This window comes from Acidovorax sp. NPDC077693, from assembly GCF_044542805.1.
Taxonomy (GTDB): Bacteria; Pseudomonadota; Gammaproteobacteria; order Burkholderiales; family Burkholderiaceae_C; genus Acidovorax.
This window is the reverse complement of sequence record NZ_JBITVD010000005.1, coordinates 53,599-72,345: the sequence shown is the minus strand read 5'-3', so window position 1 is coordinate 72,345 and position 18,747 is coordinate 53,599. Positions and strand designations below refer to the sequence as shown.

11 protein-coding genes are annotated in these 18,747 nt (G+C 60.1%); 4 read left to right on the top strand and 7 right to left on the bottom strand.

Annotation, left to right across the window (positions count from 1 at the left end; all coding sequences use genetic code 11):
- Positions 1-386: 386 nt before the first annotated feature.
- Positions 387-5,324 carry a hypothetical protein gene (locus ACIGHN_RS08035; protein ID WP_396503964.1) on the top strand — a complete coding sequence of 1,646 codons (4,938 nt, stop codon included), beginning with the start codon at positions 387-389 and terminating at the stop codon, positions 5,322-5,324.
- A gap of 123 nt (positions 5,325-5,447) precedes the next feature.
- Here ACIGHN_RS08035 and ACIGHN_RS08030 read toward each other — a convergent pair whose 3' ends face one another.
- The gene (locus tag ACIGHN_RS08030; protein ID WP_396503963.1) at positions 5,448-6,512 is read right to left on the bottom strand and encodes a GlxA family transcriptional regulator; all 1,065 of its coding nucleotides are present in this window, start codon (positions 6,510-6,512) and stop codon (positions 5,448-5,450) included.
- Between the two features lie 215 nt (positions 6,513-6,727).
- On the opposite strand from ACIGHN_RS08030, the gene ACIGHN_RS08025 reads away from it, so the two are divergent.
- The 3 genes from ACIGHN_RS08025 (at position 6,728) to ACIGHN_RS08015 (ending at position 10,831) form a co-directional block, all read left to right on the top strand.
- Positions 6,728-7,843, top strand: coding sequence for an S-(hydroxymethyl)glutathione dehydrogenase/class III alcohol dehydrogenase (locus ACIGHN_RS08025; RefSeq protein WP_396504136.1), 1,116 nt, complete (start codon positions 6,728-6,730; stop codon positions 7,841-7,843).
- Between the two features lie 329 nt (positions 7,844-8,172).
- Positions 8,173-9,039 (top strand): S-formylglutathione hydrolase, encoded by an 867-nt coding sequence (fghA, locus tag ACIGHN_RS08020; RefSeq protein ID WP_396503962.1) that lies wholly within the window; start codon positions 8,173-8,175, stop codon positions 9,037-9,039.
- Positions 9,040-9,073: 34 nt separating this feature from the next.
- Complete coding sequence (locus tag ACIGHN_RS08015; RefSeq protein ID WP_396503961.1) at positions 9,074-10,831, top strand: phosphoethanolamine transferase; 1,758 nt, start codon at positions 9,074-9,076, stop codon at positions 10,829-10,831.
- Positions 10,832-11,265: 434 nt separating this feature from the next.
- Here the strand turns inward: ACIGHN_RS08015 and ACIGHN_RS08010 are convergent, their stop codons facing one another.
- The 6 genes from ACIGHN_RS08010 to ACIGHN_RS07985 all read right to left on the bottom strand — a co-directional run bounded on the left by ACIGHN_RS08010 (position 11,266) and on the right by ACIGHN_RS07985 (position 18,517).
- On the bottom strand, positions 11,266-12,900 hold the full coding sequence (locus ACIGHN_RS08010) for an ABC transporter ATP-binding protein (RefSeq protein WP_396503960.1): 1,635 nt from the start codon (positions 12,898-12,900) through the stop codon (positions 11,266-11,268).
- A 1-nt stretch (position 12,901) separates the two neighbouring features.
- Positions 12,902-13,789 carry an ABC transporter permease gene (locus ACIGHN_RS08005; protein ID WP_396503959.1) on the bottom strand — a complete coding sequence of 296 codons (888 nt, stop codon included), beginning with the start codon at positions 13,787-13,789 and terminating at the stop codon, positions 12,902-12,904.
- A gap of 24 nt (positions 13,790-13,813) precedes the next feature.
- The gene (locus ACIGHN_RS08000; RefSeq protein ID WP_396503958.1) at positions 13,814-14,770 is read right to left on the bottom strand and encodes an ABC transporter permease; all 957 of its coding nucleotides are present in this window, start codon (positions 14,768-14,770) and stop codon (positions 13,814-13,816) included.
- Between the two features lie 36 nt (positions 14,771-14,806).
- Entirely contained in the window at positions 14,807-16,426 is a 1,620-nt protein-coding gene (locus ACIGHN_RS07995; protein ID WP_396503957.1) for an ABC transporter substrate-binding protein, read from the bottom strand.
- A gap of 77 nt (positions 16,427-16,503) precedes the next feature.
- The gene (locus tag ACIGHN_RS07990) at positions 16,504-17,796 is read right to left on the bottom strand and encodes an NAD(P)/FAD-dependent oxidoreductase (RefSeq protein WP_396503956.1); all 1,293 of its coding nucleotides are present in this window, start codon (positions 17,794-17,796) and stop codon (positions 16,504-16,506) included.
- Between the two features lie 55 nt (positions 17,797-17,851).
- Positions 17,852-18,517 carry a haloacid dehalogenase type II gene (locus ACIGHN_RS07985; protein ID WP_056419054.1) on the bottom strand — a complete coding sequence of 222 codons (666 nt, stop codon included), beginning with the start codon at positions 18,515-18,517 and terminating at the stop codon, positions 17,852-17,854.
- Positions 18,518-18,747: the final 230 nt, after the last annotated feature.

Below are 18,747 nucleotides of genomic sequence, written 5' to 3'. Positions count from 1 at the left end.
AATCCGTCACAGTGCGGCGCGCCATCGGCTTCTAGGTGAACATTACACCGTGACCTTCAGCTTGGCCCGCAGCGGGGTCTGAATTGGACTACCCGACCGAGATTTTCGGCGACCGCGATTACTCTATGACAGCCCAAGCGAGCTAGTCGTTGATTCCCTGTTGCGGCGTACAGCGCATCAACAAGCGCAGATCGGTAGCCAGCGAAAACCCTCCAGGCCGTCGCGAAATACAAGAACCCGCGTAGGCGTTTTTTTTTGCTTAATGCCCATACAACTCTTTCTAATAGGTTGGCGGGCTGCGGCCCATCCGCGTGCAAAAATAATATTGACCACATCGCCATTTAACGCTATAAAGGTTGTGCTTACATTTTTAAACGATTTTTAAAATGAATTCTAAAGAATCACTCGAGTTAGTAGTTGGAACAAGTGACTTTTGCAGAAACTTCCCAAGAAGGCCTTCCAAGACCATCTCAAGAGATAATCTTTATGACTATGTTGAATCAATTTTAAAAGAAACCGCTCGCTGCGTGCTTATTGAAAGCGAAGTGCAAGGTGGGAAAACCGAATTTCTTGCAGGTTACATGCATCGGCATCCACAAAATTCAATTGGAGTTTTTTTATCTCCAGGCGATAGCTATTTCTATTCGCCGGAATATGCTCGACTAGTGCCAGGAGAGCAAATTCATTGGATATTAAATGGAAAATCTGCAAGTTTCGATTCACTTGACTCAGTAGAGTATAAAAGAATGCTATTTCGCTTGCAAAAGCATGCAAAGCAGCAGCCCATAACTTTCGTACTGGATGGACTAGTTGGAAAATCGTCTCCGGAAGCTAGACTCAAATCTGAGATTTTGGATCTTTTGCCTTTCGGGCAGCAAGATTTTAGATTTTTAATTTCTTGCAGCGGCGACATAGATTCTGATATTCGAGCAAAGTGCAAATCCATAAAAAGCATTCCATTGATTCCAATAGCACAAGAGGAAGCTACAGAATTCTTTTCCGATATTTCTGGATTAACCGGAAAAGACATTTCAGATATTAAAAAATTCTGCGGAAATTCGATCGGCAGGATGACAAAATTCAAAGCCATCATCAAAGGTGGCAGCATTTCTTTGGATGAAATTTTTTCAGGCAACACCGGGGAGCTTGATGATTTGATGGATATTGAATGGGAGTCAATAAATGCAGATGAGGACAAGGCAGTTCTTGCATATTTATGCTACTCCAATCGACCACTAACAACAGACGATATCAAACGCTTCACTCATTTTGACCTTTCAAATATCAAAATATTTTGTCAAAAAACCTCCTTTGCTGCTTACGACACAGAAACCGATTACATTTCCGTAAACTCCGATCTCGAAAGAAAGTATCTGCGCCAGAAACTTTCAATGTACGAAAACGAAGTCAATCAGAATTTAATGGATGACCTTCTTGCTCGTTCCGAAAGCATCGAAGCCGACCGTCACCTACCAAGTCAGCTTCTGCAGATGGGCAAGTATGATGAATTGTTTTCCAAGCTAAATACGGATCACTTTTGCCGCCTTTTAAATAATGAAAAATCTTTGCGCGCACTTCGTGCAAATTTTGAACTCGGTTTGAAGGCCGCACGCGAATATAACAATGAATCCCTAATATCTATTTATGGCATGGGAAAAAGTATCGTGAGTGGTTTAACATTTTCCGTTGGATCACAGCGGCGAATAGAGGCTCTCATCAGTATGGGAGATACGGAGCAAGCAATTGAAATTTCCTCCTCCGCTGCTACTCGCGAGGAAAGATTAAAATTACTTGCCAGTACAGCAAAATCACTTTTTAGTGAGCGCAAGACTATCCCTCAGGTGCTAAAAGAAGAAATAAAGCTCTTGCTCGATGAAATCACACCCGAAAACCTAGGAAGTCTTGCAATTCCAATCGCATGCGACTTAATAGTTGTCGACCTCGAGGCTGCCGTATCACTGTTTAATAGCGCAAATGCGTTAGTTAGTCGCAGAGACATTCCGGAATCAACCAGCCCAAACAATCCGGGCACATCAAACAGCATAAATATCGATGCAGATCTCTATAAAAGTAGCGAATTAGAGATTCGGATGTCAGAGCAGTACCATAAGCGCTTTGCTGCAGTGCTAGGCCAGATGGTAGACAGAACCCCAGCGGATAAAATCTGTACGCGCATTCAACAATCATCAGATATTACAAGCGATTTATGGTTCGTAAAAGAATGGATTGGTAGAAGACGATCTGATCCAGGAGCATATAGCGTAGCTAGTGCGGCTCTTGATGCAATATTAAAAGATCTCACTCGCTCACCACGAATTGAAGATCTTCGAGCTATCTCACTAGTTATTCCACACACCCAGAACCTTGATGAAGTAGAAAAACTAAGCAAGAGAATTCAAACTCAGTTAACCAGCGAGTTTTTTTTAGGGAGCTCTACTGAAGGAATTCGTTTGAGGATGTTGCTTGCTGAGGCTGAATATCGGCTCCGCCCTTGCGATGCCGAACTTACTCTTTTGGAAATACTAGTAAATATCGAAGATCAAAATGATATAAGCATTCGAGCGGCATGCTTATCATGGATGCTACATGCTCTCAAGCAGTTTCCTGAGTGTGATAGCTTAGAAGAAAAAACTTCACTAATCTCTCATGCAACAAACTCTTTGATGCACTCGCTTGAAGAGCTCTTAGCAAATTCCGCCGATCATTTTGCCGCAACAAAAACAGCTTTACCAGCACTCGCTCGTGCCGACACTGAACTTGCCATCCGAATTTGCCGCTCGCTGAATACGGAGTCCAGACGGGATTCTGCTTATGCATTATTGCTAGCTGAGTTAATCTCTTTAAAAAAATATGCAGGCAATCCCAAATATATTCTTCAATGCGCAGAAAGCATCGAAGACGAAAATTCACGTTCCACTGCAATTTTAAGCACTCTTTATCAAATCGAAGAGCATTTGAAATCGGATCAAGCAAATGGCTGCAATGAAGCTGTCCAGTCGCTATGGAAGAGGCTGCGAGTAGCAAATTATCGTTTTATTGCACTAAGACATAGCCTTCAAATAGAGATGCTCCTCAGTGCCGAGCCAGCGAAAATGGACATTCTCAAACGCGAGCTAACGGAATGCTGGAGCAATATAGATATCGATTGGGTGCGTTGGGATCTTGGCTACAGTTTAGTTAGAAACATTTTTAGTCATGATAGAGAACTTGCCATCACATGGCTGCAAAAAATCACCAAAGAAGAGCAGTCCATCACAGCCCCCTCAGAGGCGCTTAGCGACGTTTTAAAGCTTACGGCAAGTCTTGCAGTTCGCGCTTATTCATACATCGCCATTGAGTCAGAAGTTGAATCTGAAGATCTTGCCAAAATTAAAGACCTAATACACGCTATTGCTGTCACTGATGAACGCCTTCAACTGTGGTGTGAACTTGGGATTCGCCTTCATTTCTCGGGGAAGCAGCAAACAAGCAAATACATTTTTAAAAAATTTGTGGAACCAATGCTCCCATCCTTAGAAAATGATTTCCAACGATTTAGCGATGAAATAACAATTTCACTTGCTGCTCCATTTCTCTACATTACTCATGAGGCTTCTGGTCAGCTCCTGGTCGATAAAATTTCAGCAAGTGCGCGCAGAGACAGCGCGATTGCGAGCATATGCTTCACCCTCCTTCGAAAAGTAGCAGATACGGATTCGTATAAAGATCCAGGAATTGACGGACATGAAATCGATGCAACAACAGCCGCATCAATAATTTCATTAATTGGAAAATTAAGCACTGATTGGGTCATTTTTAATGTCTTAGAAGCATTCACAAACGCCTTGAGTGCAAAAAAAAATGAAAGAAAATTTAGAAGAAATCAAGTTGCAGAATTTCTCACAAGTCTTGAAGGTATATGCCGAAATCGCCTGCCTGATCAAAAAAATATTGCTCATCAAGGATTTCTTATCTCCAGCTTGGCACATATTTACAAAGCACGACAAGCCATCGGCTTGCAAATTCCCGCGTCTGTATGGAAAAATCTTTATACGGAAGCACGCAAATTGTCGAATGTTTCTGATCGAGCGGTCGTGACCGCTTTCGTTGCCGCCGGAGCAAAAGCGAAAATTAATTTAATACCAGAAGATTGGCAGATTCAGATCAAATCAGATGTAGATTCATGTCCAACAATTTTGGATCGAATTGATAGATGTGCATGGCTAGCAGAGATCATCGGTGATTGCGACAAAAAGGGATCACTATCGCTTGCTCGATATGGAATGAAGCTCACAAACGATGCTGATCCTGAAGTGAATGTTTACGAAAGAAAACAGCGACTTCTTGATATTGTATATAACATCGATCCAGACTTAGCGGAAGACTTTATTGAGCTTGCAGATAGGGACAGAGCCAGAAAAAATGACAGGACCGCTTTAGAATCTCGTATAAAACTACAAAAGTTACAAAGGGAAATGGCGGCTGATCCAGAAAAAATTGATCTTGCTGAAAAATCGGAAAAAGATATTTCTGAAATTTCCATTAGAAACCTTGGCGCCTTAAATGCTAATCGCATTAGCCCACGGCCCATTGAAGACTTTAAGCGACTGCTTACACGCGCGCCCTCTCTGCCATTTGAAAGCGCCTACTGCGTTTGGAGTTGGATATTGGAGAACTCAATCAGAAAGGGAGGGGCAAATTCCAAAGGCGAAAAAATGGTTTTCAATATTTTCAAATCATCCACAAAATCCGGAGAACTTTTAATATCACTTCTTCATGGTACGACAAATATTCTTGGCGCCCGGGGAATTCAAAACTCAGGAATCATAGGCCCTGGAGATCGAGCAACGGCCGTAGGAAGAATATTGGAATGGGCAAAATCCGTAGATGGGGAAACCATTATCATTTCCGACCCATTTTTCGGGCCAGATGAAGTTGATCTACTTTTTGAAATTTCAAAGGTCGCACCGAAATCGCCAATGAGAATTCTCACTGGGCGACGCCATGTAAAGAAGTCAATTCCAGACGGAAATTTCGAAGACACATTCGCAAATGCATGGCGTGACGTTTGCGACGCATCGTCATCCGACATAGAGATAGCGATAATCGGAGTTAACAATGATGGAGATCACCCAGTGCACGACAGGTGGTTCGTTGCAGAAAACTCAGGGCTGCGACTTGGAACTTCTGCTAATTCGCTGGGAGTTTCGCGGATTTCAGAGTTAAGCCCTATTGAAAACAACGAGATAGAAGGCCATAAAGAACTTCTTATAGGTTTCTTGAACAGAAAAACGCGATTTTGGGAAGGGATTCGCATTTCGCTTTCTAACTTTTATTTATTATAATCCACATCATCAACTATGATTATTCAAACCCCCCTTGAAAAATTATCAAAAGCAGATTTATAACAAAATAACTCTTCGCAGCGTCAAATGCGATTTTAGGGTGTGGAGATTTCAAGATATTGATCATCTCCTCCCCGGCCCCCCAAACCTCTCCCGATACGCCTGCGGCGTGATCCCCAGGTGCCGCACAAACAACTGCCGCAGCGCCTGCTCCGACCCCATGCCCACACGCGCGGCCACGGTCTTGAGCGGTAGCGCGGCCTGCGGCTGGGAGGTTGACTCCAGCAACCGCCGCGCGCCCTCCAACCGCGCCGCATCCACAAACGCCGAGGGCGTCTGCCCCGTCTCCTGCACGAACACCCGCCGAAAGTGCCGCTCGCTCATGGCCGCGCGCGCCGCCAGCGCAGCCAGGGGCATGGGCTCTGCCAGGTTGTTCAGTACCCAGGTCTGCACGGCCTGGATATCCCGATGGGCGGTGCCCTGGCTGGCCAGTTGCACGCTGAACTGGGACTGCCCGCCGGGGCGCTTCAGGTACATGACGAGGTCCCGTGCCACCTCCAGCGCCAGGGCGTGGCCAAAATCTTCTTCCACCAAAGCCAGGGCCAGATCGATGCCCGCCGTGACGCCCGCCGACGTCCATAGCGGGCCGTCGCGCACATAGATGGCGTCGGGGTCCACATCGATGGCGGGGTAGCGCTGGCGCAGCAGGGCGGCCACGCTCCAGTGGGTGGCGGCGCGGCGGCCGTCGAGCAAACCGGCCGCGGCCAGGAAGAAGCTGCCCGAGCACAGGGCGATCATGCGGTCCACGCGCGGCGCGACGCGGGCGGCCCAGGCCACCAGGTCGGGCGAGGCCGCGAGCACCTGCTCGATGTTGCGGGAGCCGACCAGCACCACGGTACAGCCGGGGCCGTCACCATGCCCCTGCTGCTGTTCCAGCTCGGCCAGGGTGTGCGTGGCCGTGAGGGCCATCAGGGTGTCGGACTGCACGGCGCCGGCCTGTGCCGCCACCACCCGCACCACGTAGCCATCGGGCCGGCCGTGCTGGCGCAGGTGCACGTTGGCGTAGTCGAACACGGACATGGGGCCGACGGCCTCCAGCGCCTTGAAGCCGGGGTAGACGACGAGGTCGATGCGATGGGGTTGTCCGGCGGGGTGGTGATGGGGATGGGAATGGTGGTGGTGATCCATTGAACGGGTGGGTGCAAAGAGGCGATGAACTATACGAGAGCCCATGTCCGCCAAAGCCATGAACAGTGGTATTCGGCCATACCCCCAAGGTCTGCGGCCATGGGTTTCTGGGCACGGCGCACATGGCCTACAGTCACGACGTCAACGCACGCCACAAGGCCACAGAGCCTTTGGCGCCCCTCCCCTCTGCCAACCCATTCCCACAGACCATGACCATCAAATCCAAAGCCGCCGTGGCCTTCAAGGCCGGAGAACCCCTGCAGATCGTCGAGATCGACGTGGCACCGCCGAAAAAGGGCGAGGTGCTGATCCGCATCACCGACACCGGTGTGTGCCACACCGATGCGTTCACCCTGAGCGGCGACGACCCTGAAGGCCTGTTCCCCGTGGTGCTGGGCCATGAGGGCGCGGGCATTGTGGTGGAGGTGGGCGAAGGCGTGACCAGCGTGAAGCCCGGCGACCATGTGATCCCGCTGTACACCGCCGAATGCGGCGAGTGCCTGTTCTGCAAGAGCGGCAAGACCAACCTGTGCGTGTCGGTGCGCGCCACGCAGGGCAAAGGCGTGATGCCCGACGGCACCACGCGTTTCAGCTACAACGGCCAGCCGATCTACCACTACATGGGCTGCTCGACCTTCAGCGAGTACACGGTGGTGGCCGAGGTGTCGCTGGCCAAGATCAACCCCAAGGCCAACCCCGAGCAGGTGTGCCTGCTGGGCTGCGGCGTGACCACCGGCCTGGGCGCGGTGAAGAACACGGCCAAGGTGCAGGAGGGCGACACGGTGGCCGTGTTCGGCCTGGGCGGCATCGGCCTGGCGGTGATCCAGGGCGCCAAGCTGGCCAAAGCGGGCCGCATCATCGCCGTGGACACGAACCCCTCCAAGTTCGACCTGGCCCGCACCTTCGGCGCCACGGACTGCATCAACCCCAAGGACCACGACAAACCGATCCAGCAGGTGATCGTGGAGATGACGACCTGGGGCGTGGACCACAGCTTCGAGTGCATCGGCAACGTGAACGTGATGCGTGCGGCACTGGAATGCGCGCACCGCGGCTGGGGCCAGTCGGTGATCATCGGCGTGGCGGGTGCGGGGCAGGAGATTTCCACCCGCCCCTTCCAGTTGGTCACGGGCCGCAAGTGGATGGGCACGGCGTTTGGCGGCGTGAAGGGCCGCAGCGAGCTGCCCGGCATGGTGGAAGACGCCATGGCCGGCAAGATCCAGCTGGAGCCGTTCGTGACGCACACGATGGGCCTCAAGGACATCAACGAAGCGTTCGACTTGATGCATGAAGGCAAGTCGATCCGCTCGGTGGTCAAGTACGCTGCCTGATCGATCGGGTGAACAAGGGGGTGGCGGAAGCAGGTGCCGGGCGTCGGTCTTAGTGCACATGCCCCAGCTGGCATGCCAGCACGCGTGCAACGATGCGCGGACGCCTTCCTCCGCCCTTTCGGGTCGAGCTTGGCGACGCCTCGCCGTGTGGCCTGACGAGCCCGCAACCCGTTCGGGCTGAGCCTGTCGAAGCCTCGCGCTACGCATCGACAAGGCTCAGCGTGACCGGGGTTCTCGTTTTTGACTGTGCAGCGGCCTGATTTCAGATAAAAACAGCCCCTACCGCTTGCCTATCAAGCGCATCCAGCTATATTTTTGAGAGCAAAACCATGACAACCTCCCTGGAACTGCTCAGCAGCCATGCCTGCTTTGGCGGCGAGCAGCACTTCTACCAGCACGCCTCCACCGAGATCGGTCTGCCGATGAAGTTCTCGGTATTCCTGCCGCCTGCGGCGCAGCAGGGGCCCGTGCCAGCCCTGCTGTACCTGGCGGGGCTGACCTGTACCGAAGAGACCTTCATGGTCAAGGCCGGTGCGCAGCGCCTGGCGGCCGAGCTGGGGCTGGCGTTGATCGCTCCCGACACCAGCCCGCGTGGCGCCAACGTGCCGGGCGAGGCGGAGAGCTGGGACTTTGGCGTGGGTGCGGGCTTCTACCTCGACGCCACCGCAGAGCCCTGGGCACGCCACTGGCGCATGGAAAGCTATCTGATGAAGGAACTGCTGCCCCAGGTGCTGGCGCAGTTGCCGGTGGACGGCGAACGGCTGGGCGTCTTCGGCCATTCGATGGGCGGGCATGGCGCGCTGACGCTGGCCCTGCGCCATCCGGGGCGGTTCAAGAGCCTGTCGGCGTTCGCGCCCATCTGCGCGCCCACGCAGTGCCCCTGGGGCGAAAAGGCCTTCGCCGGGTACCTGGGCGCGGACCGCACGGGCTGGATCGAGCACGATGCCACCGTGCTGATGCAGCACCAGCCGGTGGCGCCCTACCCCGCGGGCATTCTCATCGACCAGGGGCTGGCCGATAAATTCTTGGCCACGCAGCTGCACCCCCACCTGTTCGACGCCGCCTGCCAGGCCATCGGCCAGCCGCTGACCTTGCGCCAGCACGCCGGCTACGACCACGGCTACTACTTCATCCAGACCTTCATGGCCGACCACCTGAAGCACCACGCCGCTCACTTGCAGCTCATTCCACGTTAATGCGGCCTTAAGTCTCGGGCGCCACAGTGCGCCCATGCCTTTGATCCTGCAGCGCCTGCTGCTCTCCCCCGCGGCCGTGGGCGTTGCCCCCCGGTCTGGCGCTGCCGCCGCGCCCCGTGCCTTGCACCCTGCCTGGGTGGTGGTGTTCATCAGCGTCTGGCTGGCCGCGGCGTGCAATGTGCCGCTGTGGCGCGAGGTGGCCCAGTTGCCCGGGCATGGCAGCCTGCGCGGCTGGTTGTTTGCGGCGGCATTCTTCGTCATCGTGGCGGCGGGCAATGCAGCGCTGCTCAGCCTGCTGGCGTGGCGCCTCACGCTCAAACCCGCCGCTGCGGTGCTGGTGGTCATGGCGGCCTTCGGCGCGTATTTCATGCTGGCCTACGGCATCACCATCGACGCGAGCATGCTTGTCAACGTGCTGCAGACCGACGCCCATGAGGCCGCCGACCTGCTCAGCTGGCGCATGGCCGGCACCGTGTTCGCGCTGCTGGCGCCGCCCCTGGTGTGGCTGTACCGCACGCCGGTGCGGCGCTTGAGCACGGTGCGGCAGGTGGCGCACAACGGCGCGCTGCTGCTGGGTGCCATCGCCGTCATCGTGGTGTGCCTGCTGATGGTGTTCCAGGACTTTGCCTCCACCATGCGCAACCACACCAAGCTGCGCTACCTCATCAACCCGCTCAACACCGTGTATGCGCTGGGCAACATCGCCACCCGGCCCTTGCGCATCGACGGCAGCAAGCTGCTGCCGCTGGGCCGCGATGCGCAGCTGGGTGCGAGCTACGTGGGCCAGAAAGCACCGCCCCTGCTGGTGCTGGTGCTGGGCGAAACCGGCCGCAGCGGCAACTTCGGGCTCAACGGCTACGAGCGCGACACCACCCCGCTGCTGTCGGCGCGCACCGACCTGGTCAGCGCGCGCAACGCCTGGTCCTGCGGCACCAGCACCGCAGCCTCCGTGCCGTGCATGTTCTCGCACCTGGGGCGCACCGGCTACGAGGCGCGCGCCGCCAATTTCGAGAGCCTGATCGACGTGCTGCACCATGCCGGCCTGGCCGTGCTGTGGGTGGACAACCAGTCGGGCTGCAAGGGTGTGTGCGACCGGGTGAGCAACGACATCAATACCTCGTCCCTGAAAGACACCACACTGTGCGCAACCCGCGGCGAATGCCTGGACCGCATCATGCTCCAGGACCTGGACGCGCACATCGCTGCGCTGCCTGCAGAGCAGCGCCAACGCGGCACGGTGGTGGTGCTGCACCAGTTGGGCAGCCACGGCCCCGCGTACTCCAAGCGCTCGTCGCCCGAGCTCAAGAAGTTCATGCCCGAGTGCACGTCGACCGCGCTGCAGGAATGCGAACGCCAGCAGGTGGTGAACGCCTACGACAACAGCATCCGCGAGACGGATGTGTTCCTCGACTCGGTGCTGAAATGGCTGTCAGCGCGCTCCGGGAAAGCGCAAGCAGCTATGATTTACGTAGCAGACCATGGGGAATCGCTGGGCGAGAACAATATCTACCTGCACGGCCTGCCCTACGCCATCGCGCCCGATGTGCAAAAGCATGTGCCCTGGGTGACCTGGCTGTCGCCTGCCATGCAGTCCCGCACCAGCCTGCCCACAGGCTGCCTGCAGCAGGACCTGGCGCAGCGGCGCATCACGCACGACAACTACTTCCACTCGGTGCTGGGCCTGATGGATGTGAAAACGGGTGCCTACAACCAGGACCTGGACATGTTCACGCCGTGCCGGCAGAAAGCGCAGTCGGTGGCTGCTGCGGGTACCGCCGGCAGCCGGCCGTAGGCTGCGCTCCGGCAGCGCCATCGGAATCGGTCGTTGCCCAGGTTGCCGCAGCGCAGCCAGCGGGCCCAGGGTCGGTCTGTCGGGGCTCGAAACGTAGCGGGCCTGCAGAGGGTCGAGTCCTCCAGCCGGCCAATACCGCCCCTCGCATCGACAGCCCGATCCTTGGCGCCACCGAACTGCACGACCTCGCCAGAATGGCGCACGCCACCCCCGATAGAGCCCACTCAGGTTGGGCCGACGTGCGGTCGGGGCAAGCGGGTGGAAGGTCTGGAACGAGCCATTGCCGGCATCCCGGGACTGTCACCAGATCACCCATTGGAATGAAATTGGCCCCTGCCGCTGGTGTGTAGAACGCGAACAGCTATAAAAACAGGAGCACGCGGGCGATCGCCGGACGCCGGCATTCGCGGCCCCGCGGCAGCCCCCGGGGGCTGTCATCCAGGGGCCACCCCCGCGCCGCGTGCGGTATCCTGCTGGTCCAGCCATCCCTGGCGCAGCTCTGGCACCGACCGCGCCAGCAGCTCGAAGTAGGGGTGGTGCGGCCCCCGGTCGAAGTCGGCACGGGCCACCTGGTCCAGCTTGCAGCCGTGCTGCATCACGATGATCTCGTCGCACACGGCGCGCACCGTGTGCAGGTCGTGGCTGATGAACAGATAGGACACCCCCAGCTCGCGCCGCAGGTCGGCCATCAGGTCCAGCACGGCAGCGCCCACCACCGTGTCCAGCGCCGACGTCACCTCGTCGCACAGGATCAAATCGGGCTCGGCGGCCAGGGCGCGCGCCAGGTTGACCCGCTGCTTCTGGCCGCCCGACAGCCCGCCCGGCAAACGCTGCGCCACGGAATGCGGCAGGCGCACCAGGTCGAGCAGCTCATGGATGCGGTGCTTGAGCGCATCGCCGTGCAAGCCTTGGTAGAACTGCAGGGGGCGCGCCAGGATGCGCTCGATGGTCTGCGACGGGTTCAGGGCGGTGTCGGCCATCTGGAACACGATCTGGATGCGCCGCAGTTCGTCCTTGCTGCGCTCGCGCAATTCGGGCTGGAGCTCGCGCTGGTGGAACAGCACGCTTCCCCGGCACGGCGCCATCAGCCCTGCGATGGCACGGGCGAGCGTGGTCTTGCCCGAGCCGGACTCGCCGATCACGCCGATGGCCTGGCCCCGGTGCAGCTGGAAGCTGATGTCCTTGAGCACCAGCGTGGAGGGCTGGCCCTGTGCATCCAGCGGGCCGTAGCCGGCCGACAGGCCCCGCACATCGAGCAGCAGTTCGCCCTCGCCCTTGCAGTGCCCGGCCACTCGGGGTGCGGGCCGGGCGGCCGCCAGCAGGCTTTGCGTGTACGCGTGCGCAGGTGACTGCAGGATGCGCGCCGTGGTGTTCACCTCCTGCGTCTGCCCGCCGCGCAGCACCAGGATGTGGTCGGCCATTTGCGCCACCACGGCCAGGTCGTGGCTCACGTAGACCGCGGTGGTCCGCCGCTCCCGCACCACACGGCGAAACGCGCGCAGCACCTCGATCTGGGTGGTCACATCCAGCGCCGTGGTGGGCTCGTCCAGGATGACCACCTCAGGGTCGGTGATGAGTGCCATGGCGGCCATCAGGCGCTGCAGCTGGCCGCCCGACACCTGGTGCGGATAGCGCTGGCCTATGGTGTCAGGGCTCGGCAGGGCCAGCTCCTTGAAAAGCTGCACGGCCTTGGCTTCGGCCTCGCCGCGGCGCAGGGTGCCGTGGATGCGGGTGGGCTCCACCACCTGGTCGAGAATGGTGCGCGACGGGTTGAACGACGCCGCGGCGCTCTGCGCGATGTACGACACGGTGCGCCCTCGCAGCGCCTTTTGGCCTGCAGCCGACAGGTGGAGCACATCGGTATCGCCGATGTGCACGCTGCCCCCCGCGATGGTGCAGCCGTACCGGGCATAGCCCATCAAGGCGAGCGCCGTGGTGGTCTTGCCCGAGCCGGACTCGCCGATCAGCGCCAGCACCTCGCCCGGCTCGATGGCAAAGCTGAGCCGGTCCACCAGCGTCTGGCCACCGGCGGTGATGTGCAGGTCCTTGACCACCACAGAAGCGCCCATGTCAGCACCTTCCCCGCGAACGGGCAGACCGGCCGGGCAGGTTGTCGATCACCAGGTTGACGGCGATGGTGAGGCTGGCGATGGCCAGCGCCGGCGCGATCACCGACGCGCCCGCATCTGGCAGGGCGCCGATGTTCTCCCGCACCAGCGAGCCCCAGTCGGCGGCGGGCGGCTGAATGCCCAGCCCCAGAAAGCTCAGGCTGGCCAGCAGCAGCACCACATAGACGAAGCGCAGCCCCAGGTCGGCCAGCATGGGGCCCAGGATGTTGGGCAGTATCTCGCGCAGCATGATGTAGAGCGTGCCCTCGCCCCGCGCGCGGGCCACGGTGACATAGTCGAGCTCATTGATGTTGACGGCCAGCGACCGCGCGATGCGGTAGGCGCCCGGCACATAGATGAGCGCAGCCGTGAACACCAGCATCCCGACCGAGGACCCGAACCCGGCCACCAGCACCAGCGCGAACATCTTGCTGGGGATGGACGTGAGCGTATCGAGCAGGCGGCTGAGCACGCTGTCCACTACCGTACCGCTGGCAGCTGCCAACAAGGCCAGCACTGTGCCCGTGGCGCTGGCCAGCAGCGTGGCGACCAGCGCCACACCCACGGTGTAGCGGGCCCCCTGCACCACGCGCACGAGCATGTCCCGGCCCAGGTAGTCGGTGCCCAGCCAGTGGGTCGCGTTGATGGGGCCGTACACCACTGACGCCTGCAGGTCCACCAGATGGCGCGGCAGCAGCCAGGGGCCCGCCAGCGCGGCCACCAGCCAGAACAGCAGAAGCAGCAGCCCCAGCGAGCCCGCCCAGCCGAAGCTGCCCAGCCGGCGCAGCAGCCCGTTGCGGTGGCGGTCGGCGGTGGCCTCGGGCGTGGCGGCGGGGGGACAGGTCTGCATGGTGCGATCCTCGCTCGACAGGTTTCAGCGGTGGCGCAAGCGCGGGTTGGCGACGATGCCGCACACATCGGCCAGCGTGACCAGCAGCAGGTAGCCGGTGCAGAAGATCATGGCGCAGGTCTGCACCAGCGGCATGTCGCGCTGGGTCACGCCATCGACCATCAGCTTGGCAATGCCCGGGTAGTTGAAGATGGTCTCGATCACGATGACGCCGCCCAGCAGGTACGACAGCGACAGCGCCACCGCATTGGCGATCGGGCCCACCGCGTTGGGCAGCGCGTGGACCATCACCATGCGCAGCGACGATGCGCCCTTGAGCCGCACCATCTCGATGTAAGGCGCCTGCAGTTGGTCGATGACGGCCGCGCGGGTCATGCGCATCATCATGGCCACGATCACGCAGCACAGGCTGAGCACCGGCATGGCAAAAGCGCGCAGCAACTGCCCCACGGATTCGATATCGTTCACGTACGACAGGGCGGGCAGCCAGCGCAGCTGCACGGCAAACACCAGCACTGCCAGCGTGGCCACCAGAAACTCAGGCACCGACACCACCGCCACGGACAGGTTGGAGGCAATCCGGTCCAGCCAGGACCCCCGCCACACGGCCGATGCAATGCCCAGCGCCAGCGCGATCGGCACGGAAAAAAGTGCGGTCACTGCCGCGAGCAGCAGCGAGTTGGGCAGCCTGCTGGCCACCAGGTCGCCGACGGGCATCTGGGTGGTGGCCGATTGCCCCAGGTCGCCCCGTACCACGCCCCACAGCCAACGCAGGTAGCGCGCGGGCGCGGGCACATCAAGGCCCATCTGGGCGCGCAGCGCGGCCAGTGCGTCGGGCGTGGCGTCCTGACCGAGCTTCTCCTGCGCGGCATCGCCCGGCAGCACCGCCGTGATCGCGAACACGATGACCGACACCGCCAGCAGCGACAGGATCGCGAGCAGCAGGCGCTTGGCCAACAGCGAAAGGATCACATGGTTCATGCGAGGGCTGGGATGACGATTGCCGGGCGCGGCGCCTCAGGCGTCGAGCCAGACGTGCTCGGCGAAAGAGTAGCCCATCAGCCCGCCCAAGGGAATCGGCGACAAACCCTTGAGCTTGCTGGAATGCCCGTCGATGCTGGCCAGGAACAGGGGAATGCCGATGCCCGCCTCGCCATGGATCATGGTCTGCATGTCGGCATACATCTGCTTGCGCCTGGCCAGATCGGTTTCGGCGCGCGATGCGAGCAGCAGCTGGTCGAACTGCGCGCTCTTCCAGCGCGATTCGTTCCAGGCCGCATCCGACTTGAAGAACTGCGTGAGGATGGTGTCCGCACTCGGACGGGGGTTGACGTTGCCGAACCCGACCGGGCTGTTGAGCCAGTGGTTGGACCAGTAGCCGTCCGCCGGCATGCGCTTGATGTCGAGGTCGAGCCCGACGCGCTGGGCAGACTGCTGCAGCAGCAGCGCGATTTCGACCGAATACATGGCAGCAGGGGACACCACCACCGGGATCTTGCCCGTCACGCCGGACTTCTGCAGGTGGAACTTGGCCTTGTCCAGGTCGTACGCGCGCTGCGGCAGGCCTTTGAAGTGAAAGCGGTTGGTGGGGTCGATGGGCTGGTCGTTGCCCAGCACCGCGTAGTCCAGCGCGATCGTCTTCTTCATCTGCTCGCGGTCAAACAGGTATTTCATGCCGAGCGCGAAGTCGGGGCTCATGCCCGGCCCCACATCCTTGCGCATGATGAGGTCGGAGTACTGGCCCGACTGGGTGGTGAAGACGGCGTAGCCGGGCGTGCCGCTCACACGCGCCACCGCCCGCGGGTTGATCGAGGCCACCAGGTCCATGCCGCCCGACAGCAGCGCGTTGACCCGCGCACTCTCGTCGCCGATGCCCACGAACTCGATCTCGTCGAGGTAGGGCTTGCCGGGCTTCCAGTACGCATCGTTGCGCACCACCAGGGAGCGCACCCCCGGCTTGAACTCCTTGAGCTTGTAGGGGCCGGTGCCGATGCCCGCATTGAAGTCGGTCGTGCCGTCCTTGACGATGTGGAAATGGAAGGTCCCCAGGATGACCGGCAGGTCCGAATTCGGCGCCGACAGCACGATGGTGACTTCGTTCGGTCCGCTCGCGCGCACTGTCTCGATCTGCTCTGCCAGCACCTTGGCCTTGGAGGCCGTGGCCGGGTCCTTGTGGCGCTGGATGGAGAACACCACGTCGGCCGGCGTCAGCGGCTTGCCATCGTGGAACACCACGCCCTTGCGCAGGGCGAAAACCCAGGTCTTGGCGTCCTGCGAGGCAAAGGACTCGGCCAGGGCGGGCTGGGGCGTGAGCGAGCCATCGAGCGCCGTGAGCCCGTTGTACAGCATGGTCCCGCGCGAGTAGTCGGTCTGGTTCGACTGCTTGGCGGGGTCCAGGGTGTCGGTGGCCGCCGCCGTCGCGCCGGCCACACGGATGCGACCGCCGCGCCTGGGTGTCTGCGCGTGCGCCGTCATGGCCAGCCCGGCGACGCTGCCGGCCACCGTGGCTTGCATGCCGCACGCCGCCAGCATGGTCAGCACATCGCGGCGCGAGGCGCCGCGTCGCAGCGCGTTCATCACGCGGAGGCTGTCACGGGAACCGACTAATTGCTCGAACAGTGGATGGTTGTCGCTCATGGTGCAGCTCCTGGTTGAAAAGCACGGGGGGAGTTGATCGAATGGAAAGCTTCGTCGGAGGCAGGTCGCCCTGGGCCTCAGGTCAGCCGGTCTTTCAGACGGTAGTACAGGCCCACGGCCGGCAGAAACCACGGCGGGCCGAAGTGGCCGGCAATGGCCGGCCAATCCCGGCCCTGCCACGGATTGGCACTGGCATTGCCGGCCATCACAGCGGCCATGCACTGGCCCATGTGCACGGACATCTGGGTGCCGTGGCCGCTGTAGCCCATGGAATAGAACAGGCCGTCGCGCTCACCCGCGTGGGGCAGACGGTCCCGCGTCATGTCCACCAGGCCACCCCAGCAATAGTCGATCCCCACAGGCCCCAGCCTGGGGAAGGTTTCGGCCAGCCCGGCCCGCAGGATCTCGCCGCTGGCGGCGTCCGACTGAGGGCTCGACACCGCAAAGCGGGCGCGCCCTCCGAAGACCAGCCGGTGGTCCGCGGTGAGACGGAAGTAATGGTGGATGTTGGCAATGGTCGTATAGGTGCGGCGTGCGGCGAGCAGTGCGTTGGCGCGGTCGGCACCCAGGGGCTCGGTCACCACGATGAAGCTACCGATGGGAACGATGCGCCGCCGCAGCCAGCCGAAGCTGCCGTAGCCCCCGTGGCGCGATGCGCCCGTGGCCAGCAGCACCTGACCAGCCTTGACCACACCGTGGGCCGTGTGCAGCTTGTGCGTGCGCCCCTGCACCCGCTCCAGCCGGTCCACCAGCGCGCCGGTATGGATTTCGGCACCCCTGCGCTGGGCGGCGCGCGCCAGTCCGAGCGCAAAGCGGCCCATGTGCATCTGCGCACTGCGCTTGTACAGCAGCCCGCCGTGGAATCGATCGCTCTGCACCTCGCTGCGCACGCTGGCGGCACTGAGGACTTCCACGTCGGTGTCGACGCCATCGTCCGCCAGCCGCTGCGCACTGCGGTGCAGCGCCTCCATCTGCTGGGGCCGCGTGGCGAGCTTGAGCTTGCCGTGGCGCAGGAAGTCGCAGTCGATCGACTCCTCGCGCACCAGCCTGGCGACGGTGTCCACGGCGTCGTCGTAGGCGTGGTACCAGGCCCGGGCCTGCTGCACGCCCACGCGCGCCGCAACATCGGCGTAGTCGACGGCCAGCCCGTTGTTGACATGCCCTCCGTTGCGGCCCGAGGCCTCCGGCGCGACCGTCGGGCCGGCTTCCAGCACGGCCACGGTGGCCCCCTTGCGGGCCAGCTCCAGCGCTGCGGACAAGCCCGTGAATCCGGCACCGACGATGGCCACATCCACCTGGACGGGCAGGCTGCGCCGCGTCCCTGTCGGCCACACGGGCAGGGCGTCGTTCCAGTAGGAGTCGAGCTTCATATCAGGCGGGGTGTCGTGGCGGCGATGGAAAAGCTCGGTGGCGGGGGTCGATGGCTCAGAGCCCGACCACGCTGGGCAGTCCGCCGATGTCCTGAATCTCGGTGTAGCGGTATGCGGGGTTGCCCGGGCCATGGCCGCGGTTGACGAACACCTTGTGGACGATGCCGATGTCGTCGGCGGACATGAGGTCATAGCGCAGGCTGGACGAGACATGCAGCACATCCTGCGGGTTGCAGCCCAGCGAGTCCAGCATGTACTCGAAGGCCTTGAGGCGCGGCTTGTAGGCCTGGGCCTGCTGGGCGGTGTACACCCGGTGGAACGGCGCGCCCAACATGGCGACGTTCTTCTGGATCTGATCGTCGGATGCATTCGACAGGATCACCAGCGGAATCTCTTTGGCCACCTTGGCCAGGCCTGCGGGGACGTCGGCATGGGCGTCCCAGGTGGGGACGGCGTCATAGATCTTCTGTCCGTCAGCGTCCAGGTACTGGATCTTCCACTTCTTGCACAGCCGGCGCACCGCATTCTTCAACACCACCTCATACGGCTGCCAGTCACCCAGCACTTCGTCAAAGCGATAGGCGGTGAAGTCGGCAATGAACTGGTCCATGCGCTCGGCCGGAATCCGGTCGGCGAACAGTTCACGCGTCATTTCGCCCATGCGAAACCTCGTCAGCGTGCCGTAGCAGTCGAAAGTCACGTACTTGGGACGAAAAGTCATGGTGTGTGTCCTTGGGGTCTTGCGGTCACAGCCCGGGGTGGGACGCCTGCCTGTGCGGGGTTTGCGACAGTGTCATTACGAAATGGGGTGGAGCAATTGAAGCATGCAGCTTCGACCGACTCGTAGGGAAATGCGGGCACACAGCACGAGAATGCCCCGTTTGACGGCACCACCGCAGCATGCAATGCGGTCTGCACCGTCCCCGTGCACCCGCGCACCGAGAGAACGCA